The organism is Sphingobacterium multivorum (assembly GCF_039511225.1).
In the GTDB taxonomy this organism is placed as follows: domain Bacteria; phylum Bacteroidota; class Bacteroidia; order Sphingobacteriales; family Sphingobacteriaceae; genus Sphingobacterium.
Genome location: NZ_CP154261.1, coordinates 2,294,091 through 2,310,253 on the forward strand (window position 1 = coordinate 2,294,091; position 16,163 = coordinate 2,310,253).

Annotated in this window: 12 protein-coding genes; 7 read left to right on the top strand and 5 right to left on the bottom strand. The window is 41.4% G+C overall.

The genetic code is table 11. The annotated features are described in order from the left end of the window. Positions 1-85 precede the first annotated feature (85 nt). On the top strand, positions 86-613 hold the full coding sequence (locus AAH582_RS09320; RefSeq protein WP_046675834.1) for an Mpo1-like protein: 528 nt from the start codon (positions 86-88) through the stop codon (positions 611-613). A gap of 165 nt (positions 614-778) precedes the next feature. On the opposite strand, the gene AAH582_RS09325 is transcribed toward AAH582_RS09320, so the two are convergent. Together AAH582_RS09325 and AAH582_RS09330 are read right to left on the bottom strand one after the other, a co-directional pair. Further along, complete coding sequence (locus tag AAH582_RS09325) at positions 779-2,104, bottom strand: ABC transporter permease (RefSeq protein WP_343321917.1); 1,326 nt, start codon at positions 2,102-2,104, stop codon at positions 779-781. Further along, positions 2,097-3,032, bottom strand: a complete 936-nt coding sequence (locus AAH582_RS09330) for an ABC transporter ATP-binding protein (protein ID WP_343321918.1) — start codon at positions 3,030-3,032, stop codon at positions 2,097-2,099. The genes AAH582_RS09325 and AAH582_RS09330 overlap by 8 nt, the downstream gene beginning before the upstream one ends. 515 nt (positions 3,033-3,547) lie before the next feature. Between AAH582_RS09330 and yihA the strand changes: the two genes are divergently transcribed. The 3 genes from yihA to AAH582_RS09345 all read left to right on the top strand — a co-directional run bounded on the left by yihA (position 3,548) and on the right by AAH582_RS09345 (position 6,806). Continuing rightward, a complete protein-coding gene (yihA, locus tag AAH582_RS09335) occupies positions 3,548-4,177 on the top strand; it encodes a ribosome biogenesis GTP-binding protein YihA/YsxC (protein WP_046676372.1) in 630 nt (209 codons plus the stop codon). A 17-nt stretch (positions 4,178-4,194) separates the two neighbouring features. Continuing rightward, the gene (locus AAH582_RS09340; RefSeq protein ID WP_343321919.1) at positions 4,195-5,049 is read left to right on the top strand and encodes a UbiA-like polyprenyltransferase; all 855 of its coding nucleotides are present in this window, start codon (positions 4,195-4,197) and stop codon (positions 5,047-5,049) included. 80 nt (positions 5,050-5,129) lie between these two features. Next, entirely contained in the window at positions 5,130-6,806 is a 1,677-nt protein-coding gene (locus tag AAH582_RS09345) for a PNGase F N-terminal domain-containing protein (protein WP_343321920.1), read from the top strand. A gap of 78 nt (positions 6,807-6,884) precedes the next feature. Here AAH582_RS09345 and AAH582_RS09350 read toward each other — a convergent pair whose 3' ends face one another. Beyond that, positions 6,885-7,343, bottom strand: a complete 459-nt coding sequence (locus tag AAH582_RS09350; RefSeq protein WP_046675839.1) for an Lrp/AsnC family transcriptional regulator — start codon at positions 7,341-7,343, stop codon at positions 6,885-6,887. Between the two features lie 160 nt (positions 7,344-7,503). On the opposite strand from AAH582_RS09350, the gene AAH582_RS09355 reads away from it, so the two are divergent. Together AAH582_RS09355 and AAH582_RS09360 are read left to right on the top strand one after the other, a co-directional pair. Continuing rightward, positions 7,504-8,571 (top strand): PLP-dependent cysteine synthase family protein, encoded by a 1,068-nt coding sequence (locus AAH582_RS09355; RefSeq protein WP_046675840.1) that lies wholly within the window; start codon positions 7,504-7,506, stop codon positions 8,569-8,571. Positions 8,572-8,727: 156 nt separating this feature from the next. Then, complete coding sequence (locus tag AAH582_RS09360; protein WP_430459045.1) at positions 8,728-10,356, top strand: protein-disulfide reductase DsbD family protein; 1,629 nt, start codon at positions 8,728-8,730, stop codon at positions 10,354-10,356. Positions 10,357-10,751: 395 nt separating this feature from the next. Here the strand turns inward: AAH582_RS09360 and AAH582_RS09365 are convergent, their stop codons facing one another. Together AAH582_RS09365 and AAH582_RS09370 are read right to left on the bottom strand one after the other, a co-directional pair. Then, on the bottom strand, positions 10,752-13,274 hold the full coding sequence (locus AAH582_RS09365) for a DUF5686 family protein (protein ID WP_156167778.1): 2,523 nt from the start codon (positions 13,272-13,274) through the stop codon (positions 10,752-10,754). 376 nt (positions 13,275-13,650) lie between these two features. Next, positions 13,651-15,369: an RluA family pseudouridine synthase gene (locus tag AAH582_RS09370; protein WP_343321922.1), complete on the bottom strand. Its 1,719-nt coding sequence runs from the start codon at positions 15,367-15,369 to the stop codon at positions 13,651-13,653. Between the two features lie 301 nt (positions 15,370-15,670). Here AAH582_RS09370 and AAH582_RS09375 point away from each other — a divergent pair, with 301 nt between their 5' ends. Beyond that, the gene (locus tag AAH582_RS09375; RefSeq protein WP_046675844.1) at positions 15,671-16,144 is read left to right on the top strand and encodes a Dps family protein; all 474 of its coding nucleotides are present in this window, start codon (positions 15,671-15,673) and stop codon (positions 16,142-16,144) included. The last annotated feature ends 19 nt before the right edge of the window (positions 16,145-16,163 follow it).

A 16,163-nucleotide genomic window follows, 5' to 3' on the forward strand; every position in this document is an offset into this window, starting at 1 on the left:
ATAATGACCTACGGCAGACCAAAAAATAGGGAATATTATCATTTTTAAGACCTAAGGCATGCTCAATATTTGTTAAATTTGCCGAATGAAACAAAAGAAGAAAGTTCAAGAAGTCGAACCTTTACGCCCCGTGGATAAGTATTTTGCGGAGCTGGATGCTAATTTTCAGGATCCGACCAACCGCCTGATTCAGGCCATCTTTTTACCATTATTGTTTTTTGGTATCATGGGCTGCATCTGGATGATTCCATTTCCACAGTTCGAATTCTTGGTCAAACTCAATTGGCATACCTTTTTGAATTGGGGCTCTTTCTTCATCGCTATTGTTATTTATTATTATTTAAAGCTGTCTGCAACCTTGTCCTATGCGATATTATTCTCGATCGGGGGTATGAGTTTCTTTATCGTGCAACTGGAATACGCACAGAAGAACGGTGGCCCGGCTGTCATCTGGGTATGTTTGGGAATCGCATTGCTATCTATTGTCGCGCTGTTTATCGGTAAGGGAAAGGAAAAGAAAAAAATCACAGGACAACAGTTTCTACAGTTTTTACTTGTCGGACCGATATGGCTGTGGCATTTTGTCTTTAAAAAATTGAAATTAAGATATTAATTGAGCTGTCTTTAGGAGTGATCATACTGCATCTGATCGCAGCCTAATCGCGAGCTTAAAAGTACAGGGCCAAATTGCTTGCAATTTGGCCCTGTACTTTTATAGGAACGTTCTGACACTGTTCGGGAATATTCGATCGTTATGGACAGTAGGTTCAGTATAAAACTAACTTTTGTAATTGAACCATTTGATGATTTCTTTGAGATTTGCTTTTTTTCCATAGATCAAAATCCCGACGCGGTAGATACGTGCAGCGACCCAGGTTACCAATAAGAAGGTCAGTATGAGCAAGGTCAACGAGGTTAGTATCTGCCATAGGGGTACACCAAAAGGTATACGAACGAGCATGGCGATCGGTGAGGTGAATGGAATAAAGCTCAACCATGTTGCTATCGGTCCATTGGGATCATTGATAATGACGCCGAACGAGAGAATATAGGTCAATAGCAAGGGCATGGTAATGGGCATGGAAAACTGATTGGCCTCTGTTTCGTTGTCGACAGCTGAGCCTGCAGCGGCGAAAATAGCACTATACAACAGGTATCCGGCAATAAAAAACAGAAAGAAGAAAATGATGACTTCTGTGAAATTAAAGCTTTGGATCGACGTAAGGATCGAAGCAGAACCATTCTGGGCCATAGCTTTTGATACGGTACTCATATTACCCGCTCCAGGTTGGCTAGCGGCGACTTCCTGCATATCCTGCGGATTGACAAACAGTAGCGTTGCTGTGATAAATAAGCCCCCGGTAAGCACAAGCCACATCACAAATTGGGTCAGTCCAACCATACCGATTCCAACAATTTTACCCATCATGAGCTGAAAGGGCTTGACCGAGGAAATAATAACTTCGATGATACGATTGCTCTTTTCTTCGATAATACCACGCATTACCTGGGCACCATAAAGAAACAGGGATAGATAGACTAAGATAGCCAAAGCGACACCAAGGCCCATTGCAATGGCCGTGTTGCTGTTCTTTTCTTCGCCGTCGGCTGTTATTTCTTTTGCATCGATGCTGACTTTCGGCTTAATGGACTGGATAATCTGCAGGTCAATTCCCTTGGCTTTATATTCCTTTTCACGGATGATCTCTTCCAGCTGTCCACTAATGATCTCCTGTATGACAAAGCTGGTCTTGCCACTGGTAATGAGTTCGGCTCTTTGGCTTGTTAAAATATCTTTTGGGATATAAAGGATCGACTGTTTTCCTTCACTTTGGGTCAGCTGCGCTTTTTGTGCCTGGAGATCCAGTTTACTGATTGTATAACTTACATTTTTATTGCTTTGCAGTTTTCCCGCAAAGTCGCCTTGTTCATCTAAAATAAAGACTTCGGTGTGTGAATCTTTAAAGCTCTTTTTTGTCAGATAAAACATGCCCGCATACAATGCAAAAAAGAACAATGGCACGGCAAAAGTCATGACAATAAAAGATTTTTTCTTGACACGGGATAGGTATTCCCGTTGAATGATAAGTAGTATTTTATGCATGATCTTGAGATAGGGGTGAGACTTGTGTAACTTTTTGAATGAAAATATCCGCCATGGAGGGAACGATTTCGATCAATTGGTTGAGCTGTATTTCGGGTAAGAAATGCATTAAGACATTGTTGATATGAATATTGTTATTTAGCTGAATTGTAGTGTTGTATGTTTTTTCGTGCTTTGTCGACGTGATGACCTTAAATAGGCTGTCTTCGGATAGAAGAAAATTATCTTCGTTGGCTGTATATTCCAATCGATAGGTTTGATTTCGGTATTCTTTTTTAATCGCCTGTACGGAACCATCGAGGATTTTCTTGGATCGGTTGATGAGGGCAATATTATCGCAAAGCTCTTCCACAGTCTCCATGCGGTGTGTGGAGAATATAATGGTCGCCCCCTCTTGATTCAATCGGAGAATCTGTTCTTTTATGATATTGGCATTGACGGGATCAAATCCCGAAAAGGGTTCATCCAAGATAATCAATTGCGGTTGGTGGATGACCGTGGCGACAAATTGGACTTTTTGCTGCATACCTTTACTGAGATCTTCAATTTTTTTGTCCAACCAGGATGTGATGTCCAGGCGCTGGCACCAATCGTGGATGCGTGCTAGGGCTTCTCGCTTGGAAAGTCCTTTAAGTTGCGCCAAATACAACATTTGATCGCCGATTTTCATTTTTTTGTACAGACCTCGCTCTTCAGGTAAATAGCCGATTTGTGCAATATGCTGCGGACCCAGCGCTTCCCCATTAAACAAAATCTCACCGGAATCGGGTGCGGTAATTTGGTTAATAATACGGATCAGGGACGTTTTTCCGGCCCCGTTTGGTCCCAATAGTCCGAAAATTTTACCCTTTGGGATTTGAATGGATACGTCGTCCAATGCACGGTGATTGGCGTAATCTTTGGTGACATGATTGATTTCGAGTAACATCTATTTTAAGGTTTAATTAATTCGTTCTTTGAGTTCGTCAAAAGCATTCCTTTTTCCCCAAAGACTGACGTTTATTTAAGTGATTAGTATCTTGAGCAGCTGAATTGTTACAGCAGTTCCGAAAAATTCCTTGTTGGGTGATGCTTGCATTTTAACTACTGGACTTCTTATTACAAGCTGAATTTCATTTCTGACATGCAGGATCTCTCAGTCACAAGTTGTATTTCTTTTATGGCATACTGTATTCTTTTAGGACTTCCTCGAACCTCTCATTACAAGACGTATTTCTTTTATGACATACTGACTTCTTTTATTTGGCTAATAATACGTATTCCCCGATTGCCTATTGCAGCTTCGGAAAGCGCTTAGTCGTTTGATGAATCGTTTGAAGTGAAAGTTAAAAATAATTAGGGACATTTTATGATCCCGCCAATAAAATGGGAGACGAAGCTTTTTTATGGAATAGAAGCGGTACAAATCTTGTCAAAGGGATTCATTTAACGTACCTTTGTTCCATGGAAGTGAAAAAAGCCGAATTCGTGTGTAGTAACACGAGAGTTGACAAATTACCTGCACCCAATTTGCCGGAGTATGCGTTTATCGGACGTTCGAATGTCGGTAAATCATCGTTGATCAATGCAATGACCAACAAGAAAGGACTTGCCAAGACCTCCCAAAAGCCTGGTAAGACTCAATTGATCAATCATTTTATCATCGACGATACCTGGTATCTGGTGGATTTGCCCGGTTATGGTTTTGCCAAAGCCTCTAAAACAAGTCGCACGGAATGGGAGAAGTTTATCCGTAGGTATCTTACTCATCGGGACAATTTGCAATGTGTTTTTGTATTGGTAGATAGCCGTCATGAACCACAGAAGATAGACTTGGATTTTTGCTATTGGTTGGGTGAATGCGGTTTACCCTTTATGTTGGTTTTCACCAAGGCCGATAAGCAATCGACCGTCAAATCCGATGTGAACATTGCGAAATTTAAAAAATCATTGCTTCAGTGGTTTGAAGAGGTGCCGCCGATTTTCCTAACGTCAGCGGAAAAGAAAATGGGCCATGAGCCTATTTTAGAAGCCATTGATGAAGTTAATGGCCGATTTGTTCGCCCTGAACCCGAAGGAAACGAACAGTTTTAGCTAGATCTTAAGTTCAGATGAAAAAATACTTGTCCTTAGTTTTATTTGCCCATAGTGTATTTGCATTACCATTTGCCTTCATCGGCTTCTTTTTGGCATTGCACACAACGGACTACACCTTTTCGTGGAAATTATTGGTTTTGATGCTCGTGTGTATGGTAACGGCCCGTAATGCCGCTATGGCATTCAATCGTTATTTGGATCGCGATATTGATGCCATTAATCCGCGAACGGCCATGCGTGATATTCCTGCCGGAAAAATTTCTGCTAAAAATGCATTGATTTTTACGTTAGTAAATTGCCTGATTTTTATCGCAGCGACATATTTTATCAATTCTCTTTGCTTTATGTTGTCGCCCATTGCACTTTTTGTTGTGCTTTTTTACTCCTATACGAAGCGCATAACACCCTTATGCCATCTTGTGTTGGGAGCAGGACTAGGATTGGCTCCAATAGGTGCATATATGGTTATTACAGGACAGTTTGCGACTGTTCCGATACTTTATGGCTTCGCAGTGTTGACCTGGGTGAGCGGCTTCGATATTATTTACGCGTTGCAGGATGAAGCGTTTGATCGGGCCAATCAGCTGAATTCTATACCCGTTTGGTTGGGAACGAAGGGAGCCATGCGCGTTTCGGAAGGTCTGCACGTGTTTTCTTTTATATTTATTTTAATACCAGCATTTTTGATGCCTGTCGGTTGGATTTATTATTTAGGTGTGGCCTTTTACGGTGCATTGCTAATTTACCAGCATACCCTGTTTTCATCGACTAATTTAAGTCGGGTCAATCGTGACTTTATGACAACCAATGGTTATGCCTCGGTGATTTTTGCGGTATTCTACCTCTTGGATATCTGGTTGATTAAATAAACGTTTTAGCATAAAATAAGAAAGGCTTTAGGATTTCCTAAAGCCTTTCTTATTTTTGCATCTAAACCAATACACATGCTATGAAGAAAAGTATTCTTTTTACGTCTATTTTATGTTTGTCATTGTCGTCGCAGGCGCAAAAGCTGTCGAGTTATGTCATTCAATATAACCAAAGTTTCAATGGGAATACAGCTGCCAATCAAAATGCCATCCTCGTCTATGCCAATGAAAAGGAGACTTTTGTCAGTTCAGCGAAGGAAATGCAGGGACAGTTGGCGCCGCCATACGAGCGGGTTGTGGTGGAGCGTTCCGGAGGCAATGCCTTACTTAAAATTGCTAAACTCAAAGACGGGTCAATCATTCTAACCAAAGATTCGCTCGCGCTTTCGAAGCAAAAATTTAACACGACAAACGAGACTAAAACAATCTTGGGCTATCCCTGCAAAAAAGTGGAGACCAGCATCAATTCCAATAAAATAGAAGTTTGGTATACCGATAAATTAGGGGTAAAAGGTGCACCCACGGAACTTGGTCAGGACCTTGGTCTGGTACTCGAAGTGATCCGCAACGGGAATACACGGACTTTTGCCACCAAAGTAGAAAAGGTAAAGACGATACCGGAGCAACTGCGGCTGAAAGGAAATGAAAAATTGTACGATGAACTCTCGTATAAAGATCTGATCTGGAAGAATCGTTTTATCCAAATACCTGTTTTTCGGAAGGAGCGCATACGTTTTGCGGATGATGTAAAGTCGGATTCTATTTTGCGTTTTGCCAATGGGACTGTTTTGGTAAAAAAGGTGAAGATCCCAAAAATAAAGACTAGCGATAATGTATTTGTGCAGTTGGTCGAACAATCGAAGGGTGATGCCTATGACCGTACGGGATCAGTTTTTATCATCCCGACCAACAAGGCGCAAAGCTTTTTGGATGGCATGAAAAATGGTATGGGTACCCTGCCTACGTATGAAAATGGAAATGGTAAAGCTTATCAAGGCGTTGTAAAAACAGCATCTTTTGAGCCCATTGTTGAATTGATGCGTTTCTTTACACCCTTTGGTGTTAAGCAGTTTAACTATCTTCAGTTGAAGGATAAGGTTTGGCAAGATTCAGTACTGTACCGTCAGGACGTAACGGAATTGGCTGGTATGTTGAGCGAGCAGGAAGTTTATGTAGGGGCCTTCATTGGCAATTATGATAAAAACGGACATGAGGTGAGTGTGGAGTTGACGGTGCATCCGGGTTTTGATGCCGAGTCAAAGGGCAGCCTGAAAAAGACGATGTCTTTATTTACCACAACCAACGTGATGGAAATGGGCGGCCAGGAGTATGGATCTATGTTTGATAAGGAGAAAGGTCTTACTGTTTCGTTTCATTTGGACCAGGACGCTAAAAACGTGCAATTACGCTACATTACCACAGGGCATGGAGGCTGGGGGAACGGAGATGAGTTTGTGCCGAAGGAAAACCGCATTTTCCTAGACAATTCGTTACGCTTTAAATACACGCCTTGGCGTAATGATTGTGGCTCGTACCGTTTGTCAAACCCAGCTTCAGGCAATTTTGCCACAGGTCTGTCTTCATCCGATCTGAGCCGCTCCAATTGGTGCCCGGGTACAGTAACACCACCAATCTACATTGATCTGGGGGATTTAAAAGCCGGCGACCATACAATGCAGGTGCAGATTCCACAGGGAGCTCCTGAAGGAACGAGTTTTAGTAGTTGGAATGTGACAGGAACCTTGTTGTTCGATTAGATGTTTTTTCAGCGCTGTCATATGCTATAGAGCACGGTGACACATGACAGCGCTTTTCTTTCGTTTTTAATACGACCTTTAAAGGGGATAAGCCGTCTCACTTTTCGTTTCCGATAATACAAAGTAGGTCTGTACGGTATTTACTTGCGGTAATACAGCCAGTCGATGCCGCAGAAAAATATGATAAGCATCCATATCTTTGGTTGCAATACGTAACATAAAGTCATAAGAACCCGCCATTTGGTAGCATTCCATCACCTCGGGAAATTTAGCCACCTCTTTTTCGAATTCATTCAACACTTCAAAAGTATGCGCCTTGAGAAAGACCTGGGAAAAGGAAATTAACCCAATGCCTATTTTGTGGCGGTCCAAAATCGCCACCGTTTTTTTGATGTAACCCAGCCGCTTCAGCTTTCTAACGCGCTCATGAACAGCAGCAATAGACTTGTTGAGCTCAAAAGATAGTGCTTTATTGCTCATGGAGGCGTCTTGCTGTAGGAGGCGTAATAATTTTACATCTATTTCATCCAATTCCATAATCTGAATATTTTCGGTACGGCTGTAAAAATACGCTATTGTTCTGAATTATTTATTGGTTTTTATGTCTTTTAATTTAATTTTTATTGAAATTATAGTGATGTGTTGAATATTATCTTGTCAATGGTCAATTTTGCAACAGAATAATCATTTATAAGAAATGGCTGAACAAGAATTATTAAGTGCGTGTTTGTCGCCTGCATTGGACAAGAGATTCAAACATCTGTGGAGATTGGTCGGAAATACACCGATGTTGGAGCTACAGTATACTTACAAAGGTAAACCCGGACGAATTTTCGTGAAATGTGAGAACTACAACCTGACCGGTAGCATCAAGGATAGGATGGCGCTTTATATTTTATACAAAGCGTATATGAATTGTCAGATCCGGCCGAGTGATGTTGTTATTGAAGCCACAAGTGGAAACACAGGGATTGCTTTTTCAGCAATTGGTAAAGCACTTGGTCATCAGGTAAAGATTATTATGCCCAATTGGTTGAGTAAGGAACGTACCGATATTATCCGTAGTATGGGTGCGGATATTCAGTTGATAAGCAAAGAAGAAGGTGGTTTTTTAGGTAGTATCCGTTTAAGTGAAGAGCTTGCTGCGAAGGGCGGTGTTTTTCTTCCACGGCAATTCGAGAATCAATATAATGCCGAAGCGCATGAGAAAACCACCGGTTATGAGATTGTCAAGCAACTGGAAGAACAGGGCTTAGTTGCTGATGCTTTTGTTGCTGGTGTGGGAACTGGTGGTACGGTCATGGGTGTGGGTAGAAGCTTAAGAAAGGTAAACCCAAATGTCCGTGTACATCCCCTGGAACCGGCAGAAAGTCCAACTTTAACTACAGGGCATAAGGTAGGTTCACACCGTATTCAGGGAATATCTGATGAATTTATTCCTGCCATTGTGGATTTGGATGAACTCGATACGGTCGTATGTGCCAACGATGGCGACTCCATTATCATGGCGCAGAAGCTATCTCGCCAATTGGGATTGGCTGTTGGAATCTCTTCGGGAGCAAATGTAATCGGAGCGATTAAATTACAGCAGGAGCTAGGCGATGAAGCGGTCGTGGTGACCCTACTTTGTGATGATAACAAAAAATACCTAAGTACGGATTTGGTGAAAGAGGAGCCGGTAAAAGAAGGATATCTTTCTACAGACGTTGATTTCTCAGGTTTTCAGCCGATCTGCAGATTGCCAAATCCGGTATTTGGTGCTTAAAAAGATTTAGTTTCATATGTTTATAGTTAACTCGGGGAGTCTCTAGCTCCTCGGGTTTCATTTATTCAAAAACCAATTTATACCTAAGAATAACACAACATGAAAGTCAATTTTAAATTATTAATCCTTTTGTTGTTGCTGGTTGCGCCTGGGGCAATGTTTGCCCAAGCGGATACAACAGCAAACAAGTTGGAGGAGCTTGAGTTTACGGATGGTACGATAAGTCCCGATTCACTGTCTTTTGAGGAGTCCCCAGATACCGCTACCGTCAAGGCCGATTCCGCCCGAACGAAATCAGCAGCTGGGACAGCCGTAGCCAAAGCTGGGGCAGAAGGCAAAAAATCGCTGTGGAGTATTTTCATCGCGGGACTGATCGGTGGTTTTGCAGCTTTATTGATGCCCTGTATTTTTCCGATGCTACCGCTGACGGTGAGTTATTTTACAAAACAGGCGGGGAGTCGTGCCAGCGGTATTAGTAAAGCCCTGTTATATGGATTATTTATTATTGTGATTTATGTGGCTTTGGGAATGATTATCACGGTCGCATTCGGATCTGATGCACTCAATGCACTTTCGACCAACGGTATCTTCAACTTCATTTTCTTTTTGTTGTTGGTTGGCTTTGCGGCTTCTTTTTTTGGCGCATTTGAAATTACCTTACCAAGCTCCTTTGTCAATAAAATGGACGCCAAATCGGATAAAGGTGGGTTAGTTGGCTTGTTCTTTATGGCTTTCAGCTTGTCCTTGGTTTCATTTTCTTGTACGGGACCGATTATTGGAACGCTGTTGGTTGAGGCAGCTTCGAAAGGCGAGCGATTGGGGCCAGCAGTTGGGATGCTGGGATTCTCCATTGCCCTGGCCATTCCTTTTGGTTTGTTTGCGATGTTTCCTTCGATGCTTAAATCCTTACCGAAATCTGGTGGTTGGCTGAATAGTGTAAAGGTCGTGTTAGGCTTTTTGGAACTCGCTTTAGCGTTGAAATTTTTATCCAATGTCGATTTAGCCTACCACTGGAACTGGTTGGATAGAGAGGTGTTCTTATCGCTATGGATTGCTATTTTTGCTTTGATGGGGCTATACCTGATTGGCAAGATCAAGTTCTCCCATGATAGTGAGCTGAAATTCCTGTCTGTTCCTCGAACTATTTTGGCCATCGTTGTTTTTTCTTTTGTGGTCTATATGGTGCCGGGCTTATGGGGAGCGCCTTTAAAATCAATTTCCGCTTTTTTACCACCATCGGCAACACAAGATTTTGATCTTTCTTCGGGCGTAAGTGCCGGAGCTGCTGCGCATTCAGATGGAAAGGTGAAAAAATATGCTGAAATTTTTCATGAAAGAGGCACGCCTAAGGGATTTGATCCTTATTATGATTACGACCAGGCCTTAGCTACGGCTAAAGAATTAAACAAGCCTATTTTAATTGATTTTACGGGCTGGAATTGCGTCAATTGTCGTAAAATGGAAGCGAATGTCTGGACGGACAAAGCTGTGGCAAAATTATTAAAAGAAGAATTTGTGATGGCCGAACTTTTTGTGGATGATAAGACGGAGCTGGCTGCAAACGAACAATTTGTTTCAAAGTATAGTGGCAAAAAGATCAATACCATCGGTAAGAAAAACAGCGATTTTCAAGCGGCTACATTTGATAGCAATTCACAGCCGCTGTATGTCATTGTTGATCCGACGGGCAAAAAACTGGTGCCCCAGAGTGGTGCCAACTACAATGTAGAAGAGTACAAGGCATTCCTACAAAGTGGTGTGGATGCATTTAAACATAAAAACTAACCATCGTCATATGCTAATTTTATCCTCCTTGTACTATGCAAGGGGGATTTTTTTGTTCATAAGCCATCGCTTTTTGTGTCTGCAGACCTAATGCAGTGGGGCTTTCTTCGTATAGTGTTCGTACCAGCTTCGGAAGGTGACAATCTTGCAATAAATATTGACCAGCCCCTGACCAGGTAATTCCTGGTCAGGGGCTGGTCGGAATCTGGTCAACATCTGTACAACATCTGTTGTGTCTCCGAATAAGGTACGAAGCAAGTACGAAGCTTTCCCCGCTATTTCGTCAAGAAAGCGTTGGCGGGGGAGCCGATGTTGCGGAATTATAGGACAAAAAAAGAAGCCCTGTTCATACAAATGACAGGGCTTCAAATTATACTATAAATTTATGGAAACTATTAGAAGTCAAATCTAACCCGCGCACGAATACCCCAAGCTGGTGCATCGACGTGATCAAGATAGTTTAGACGTTTTACGTAGTCTACACGTAATATTTTAAAAATGTTGGATAGACCGATACTGGCTTCCATATAAGGTTCTGAACCGAAGGTATAAGAACTCTGTACACCATCTGCATTGTGCTGCCAAGTAAATACCTTTGAGCCATAGTTAGGATCGTCAGGATTGTTTTCTTTCCGCAGGCCACCATATACACCTTTGAAGCTAAATACCTCACGTAATTTAAGCTTTTTGATCAAAGGAATTTTATTCAACAGAAAACCGTTCATATAATATTGCACATTCAACGAGGCATTGTGGTCACTGACAAACTCCAGGAAGTTCATCAAGTTATACGAGTTCAATTGATACGCATACGTCTGATTTGCCCGATGGATTGTCAAAAAAGGGAATGGGATCTCTTTTCCGGCAATATAAGTACCCTCTGCCGTTACATCAGCAAATCCAAATTGACTAAAATAGAAGCGCTTAAAGGCGCCCACATTAAAGTTGTGGTAATTGTACTCACCTTTAGCCAGTCCTTTGATTCCAGCGGTATAATTGAACGTGAAGATCGGATATTGATTGAATATTGGTGTGCGGTAAATCTTGCCTTGATAAAACTCTTCATGTGGAGCATATCGGAAATTTACCGACAATTCCGTAGAGTTCAATTCATTAAACAGTCTACTTTCATTGTTGGCATCTACCATCTGGTAGGTAAGGCTTCCAGCAGGAGTTTGTCTGTTAATATTGAATGCAGCACCAATGGCTAGGTGATTTAAAAATTCTTTTTTATACTCTAAGCCGTAATTGGTCTCATAAATGTAGCGGTCATTGTCACCGCGCTTGAAAGAGAGTAAGAAGTTATCTTCCTGAATAAATTCCAGTTTTTGTCCCGGAATCTTCGTGTCCTTTTTATAGGAGGCCCTGATATAATGCATCGGGAAGGAGTATACCGATTTATTGTTGAATGCATACGTGCCGCTGAAAAAGTATTTCCATTTCTGATCTTTAAAACCATAGGCCGCATACGTTTCCGCATAGAAACGTTTGCTTAAAGATTCGGTCGTACGTCCACCAACCCGTAAACGGAAGCCCTCAACCGGATTAAAACTATAGAATGTATTTACAGGACCGATCTCAACCGGACCGGCTTGTTTGTATCCGGAAAGTACCAATGCAGCGATGTCCATGAAGGTACGGAAGGAAGGGATCTTTTGTAAAGTATCAATATTATGATAGATATTCAATTCGTTTTGCGCAAGGGCAAGCGGACGTTGTGTTTCAAATAATGATTTTGTTGCTTTCTTGTTTTCTACATTGTAAGCAATGACGGTAGATGGACCATCATAGGTGCTATCAGGACGCTGAATGCCGACTTTGTAATTATTGTAATCTACTGTTCGGCTTCCACGGATCCCCATGCCTTTTTCTGTTAAAGAAAAATCAATACCCAGGGTACTTGTTTTTAAGTAAAAGCGACTTTTGCTATCTTTCTCAAATTTAAGCTGTATCTGGAGGTCACGTACAAAGTTTAGATTAATATCATCTGCAACAGTCATATTGGCGCCCTGTACGGCATAATTGCCGTCTAAGGTAACATACAGTTGGCCTTTGAATAACATGTCTGCCTTGTTGCGTGGAAAGAAGCTCAATTCGACCAACCAAGGCTGTACAGTCTTAATGGTATCCGTAATGTAAAACTTATAAAAAGTAGGTGCGGAGTTTGCAATTGGGCTTAAAAACTGATTGGTAACCAATGAAATGTTGTTATCATAAATATCAACTTGTTCATATAATTTATTGAAGTAGGCTGTCAGACCATCGTTGTCAATAAATTTAGGGTCAAACTGTGCGCGTTGATTACCAAGGATATACTGTTTGGTTTTGCTTGGATCTTTACGGTAATAAACCTTGGACATTTTTTCTTCAATGAAAGCAGGCAAAACATATTTGTTGGCTGTTTTAGCGGAGTCATCCGTTTCAAAAAGAAATTGATAATTTTTGAATATTTTTTTATTGACGAATTTCTCCGAAAGATTGCTCAGTCCTAAAGACATCTTCTCGTATTGGTCAAATTCAGCATACTGTTGACCTGAAAGTCTATTTTTTTCCTTATTCTCGATGACTTTTCGGATCAATGCGACAGCAGGATTATCTTTGTTGCTGTATTTTTTCTTTTTGGCTTTGACGACAACTTCCTCCAGCATGTTGTCCTGTTCATCCATCAAAATTTCTTTTGTTTGCGTAGCGTCATTCGTAACAAAAGCATCTTTGCTGTCATACCCAATGTAACTTGCTCTGATTTTCACATAAGATGTTGGAAAGACAAGTTTGAATTCACCATTTGCATTGGTCGACGTGGCGGTTCCAGCGGAAGCCGGGGCGCCAACGACGGCTACGGTAGCATAGGGTATAGGATTCTTGGTCTTTGCATCTTTAACTGTACCGGTAACGGTTTTGTTTTGGGCAAAAGCCATGGACACCGTTAGTACGAGCGTTATCGAAAAAAAGAGTTTAGTTATGAAGGTTGTTGCGTTTATTTTAGCTTTCATTATATTGCTATAATCTTGAAAATTCAAAATTGTTTTCCTGTCTCTACTTTATTTTTGACTTTATAGGTATTAAAATCAAAAAATCAGTGAACAAAGGAAACAAAAAATTAAGAATAATTAAAATTTTATTGTAATGTAATAAAGGAAAGCAGTTGAATTATATTTCCTTTTAAATGTCTGTTTATGAGTCGTTTATGGTAAATTGTTGATTTGGGTCAATAAATTTCACATTACATTTTGACTTCGCGATGATTTTCCGTCCCCATATTTACTGACTTTTGTAACGATATAGTCAACGCTGTTAAAAATCTGGCGCGATTTCGAAGGTCATTTCTTGCTTGAAACGTGGATGAATAAAGGTAATTGAAGCCGCGTGGAGGTGTAATCTATTGGCCTTTCTGCCATAGAGATCGTCACCAACGATAGGCGTATTTAACCCACTGGGGTGCACCGCATGCATGCGAAGCTGGTGGGTTCGGCCCGTCAAGGGATAAAACCTGACCCGTGTTTGATTATTCTCTATTGCAATTTTTTCCCATTTTGTCTGCGCCGGTTTACCATAGGTGTAGCAGACCATTTGTCGGGGGCGATCATCCAGATCGACGCGAAGTGGAAGGTCGATCAAGCCGGAGGGAGCCTCGATAATACCATCAAGCAAGGCAATGTATGTTTTTTTGATGGTATGTTGTATAAATTGATCTTGAATAAATTTATGCGCCTCTTTGTTTTTGGCAACAACCAGCAGGCCGGATGTTGACATGTCCAGGCGGTGGATAATAATCGGTCCTGCACTTGGGTAGCGTTGGAGAATGCGGGTGTAGACCGAATCCTTGACATATATTCCTGGTACAGAGAGAAATTCGGCCGGTTTGTTGATGATGATGATATCTTCATCTTCGTAAATTTGGGGAAGTGTGATATCCAAGGTCGTTTCCTGCTGCATGGGATTCGGATCTACGACCAAGCCTTGCAGCATATACCCTAAAATCGGTTCACATTTTTTGCGGCATGCCGGATAGTAGTTTTTGTGCCTGCGTATTTCAGATGCAGGGGAGCAGCCCCACCAAAATTCAGCCAAAGCAATGGGGGAGAATTGGTTTTCATACGCATATTGCAGCAGTTTTGGTGCAGCGCATTCCCCCGATCCTGCAGGCGGAGTTATATGGTCAAATTCATGGAATATATCGACGACATTCTTGTGTTGTCCGTTTGCATTATGAAAATTATATTGTTCGAAAAGCTGTTTTTGCAGATTACCTGAGCGCATTTTGCGTTCCTCTTTTAGAGCGGCAATCGTAGCAAGCAATTGTTGGAGATGGTTGCTTTCCGTTTCCAGGGCCAAATGCATGTCATATTGAAAGCGCTGAAGCTGTTGTTTGTCTTTTAAACTCTGGCTTCGCATGTCTTCCATCAATAATTCATAATCCGCATCGGACAAACTGACCTTCATTTTCGTACGGATTTCTTTTCGTTCCTTCTTTTGGATCCTTAATTTCGATTTTAACTCATCGAGGGATTTATCCCATTCGTTTTTTAAACGGCCAAGATTACGCTGCGTGTTTGCTAGCTCTTCACTGTTTTCAAGCGTTTCTATTTTGCGGTTCAGCGCATTGAGATGTACCTCTTCGTGTAGAAAAAAACTGTTTTCTTCCAACATATCGAAGATTGGCGGTACAAAATACCGGTGCTTGTTGCTTCCGGCCAGTTTCCCTGAAACGGCCGCAAGGTAGCCAAGCTCGTTCTTCGAGTTTCTGACAACCAGCACACCGAACATTTTTCCAATAGCGAGGCCCTCCACGGCGGAGTCCAGGCCAAAATTGTGGGTCCAATCGTCTTGTGTTTCGATGTAATATTGGAGTTCTTTTGCAGCGATCACGGCAAGAGGGTGCGGTTCATAACAAAATGGGAAGGTAAACCGTGTTGGAAGTTCAATTGCTGAAATATCCTGTTTGAATTTGTGAAAATATGTATTGTTGTCCATGTTGTCCGCAGCTTTCCCTCCAAATAAAGATGTCTGCAAAAATACAACATTATGTGCTTTAAATAATAGCTTGATCGATTTTTGTTTTTTTCTTTAAAATGTTTCGTTTATAAGGGACTGTTTAAGTTTTATTGCTGTCTACTAAGAACAATGTCGATGCAGCCTCGGTACATTTTTTCTGTATGGCAACGGCTTTGCAGTTATACGAACCTCAAAGCGGGTTTGTTGCAGTGTGTGGAGTTGAATGTTGTGAATTTGACTGGCTTTTTTTGGTTTTTACCGCATTTTTGGGTAAATTTAACTAAGCATTTAAAACATATAGTTAACAAAAGATTATAATATGAAAACTTCAATTGGAATTAAAGATGCGGACTTGAAAAAAGTTGCAAAGTTGCTAAATGTGCTGTTGGCAGATGAACACATTGTCTACATGAAAACGCGCAACGCGCATTGGAATGTGGAAGGTGCGGATTTTCATGCTGCTCACTTATTTTTGGAATCACAATACGATGAACTAGCTGAAGTGATCGATGAAGTAGCAGAACGTGTACGTACTTTAGGGCATTATGCAGTAGGTACCTTTGATAAATATTTGAAATTGACTCGCTTGACGGAGTCTACCTCAGAAAAGACCGACAGCCAGTCTTATTATAAGGAACTGTTGGCTGATCATGAGGCCATAGCGATGTCAATTCGCGCCGACATTTCTGTGGTCGAAGGTACAGCCGACAATGGTACAGAGGACTTTTTGGTCGGACTATTGGAAAAGCATGAAAAGATGGCCTGGATGCTTCGTGCGCATTTTGTTAAGTAAGCTGTAGAAGTTTATCCAC

Excerpts from the sequence above, each read along its gene's own strand:
- AAH582_RS09320 (WP_046675834.1), top strand. The coding sequence starts at position 86 with ATGAAACAAAAGAAGAAAGTTCAAGAAGTCGAACCTTTACGCCCCGTG.
- AAH582_RS09325 (WP_343321917.1), bottom strand. The coding sequence starts at position 2,104 with ATGCATAAAATACTACTTATCATTCAACGGGAATACCTATCCCGTGTC.
- AAH582_RS09330 (WP_343321918.1), bottom strand. The coding sequence starts at position 3,032 with ATGTTACTCGAAATCAATCATGTCACCAAAGATTACGCCAATCACCGT.
- yihA (WP_046676372.1), top strand. The coding sequence starts at position 3,548 with ATGGAAGTGAAAAAAGCCGAATTCGTGTGTAGTAACACGAGAGTTGAC.
- AAH582_RS09340 (WP_343321919.1), top strand. The coding sequence starts at position 4,195 with ATGAAAAAATACTTGTCCTTAGTTTTATTTGCCCATAGTGTATTTGCA.
- AAH582_RS09345 (WP_343321920.1), top strand. The coding sequence starts at position 5,130 with ATGAAGAAAAGTATTCTTTTTACGTCTATTTTATGTTTGTCATTGTCG.
- AAH582_RS09350 (WP_046675839.1), bottom strand. The coding sequence starts at position 7,343 with ATGGAATTGGATGAAATAGATGTAAAATTATTACGCCTCCTACAGCAA.
- AAH582_RS09355 (WP_046675840.1), top strand. The coding sequence starts at position 7,504 with ATGGCTGAACAAGAATTATTAAGTGCGTGTTTGTCGCCTGCATTGGAC.
- AAH582_RS09360 (WP_430459045.1), top strand. The coding sequence starts at position 8,728 with ATGTTTGCCCAAGCGGATACAACAGCAAACAAGTTGGAGGAGCTTGAG.
- AAH582_RS09365 (WP_156167778.1), bottom strand. The coding sequence starts at position 13,274 with ATGGCTTTTGCCCAAAACAAAACCGTTACCGGTACAGTTAAAGATGCA.
- AAH582_RS09375 (WP_046675844.1), top strand. The coding sequence starts at position 15,671 with ATGAAAACTTCAATTGGAATTAAAGATGCGGACTTGAAAAAAGTTGCA.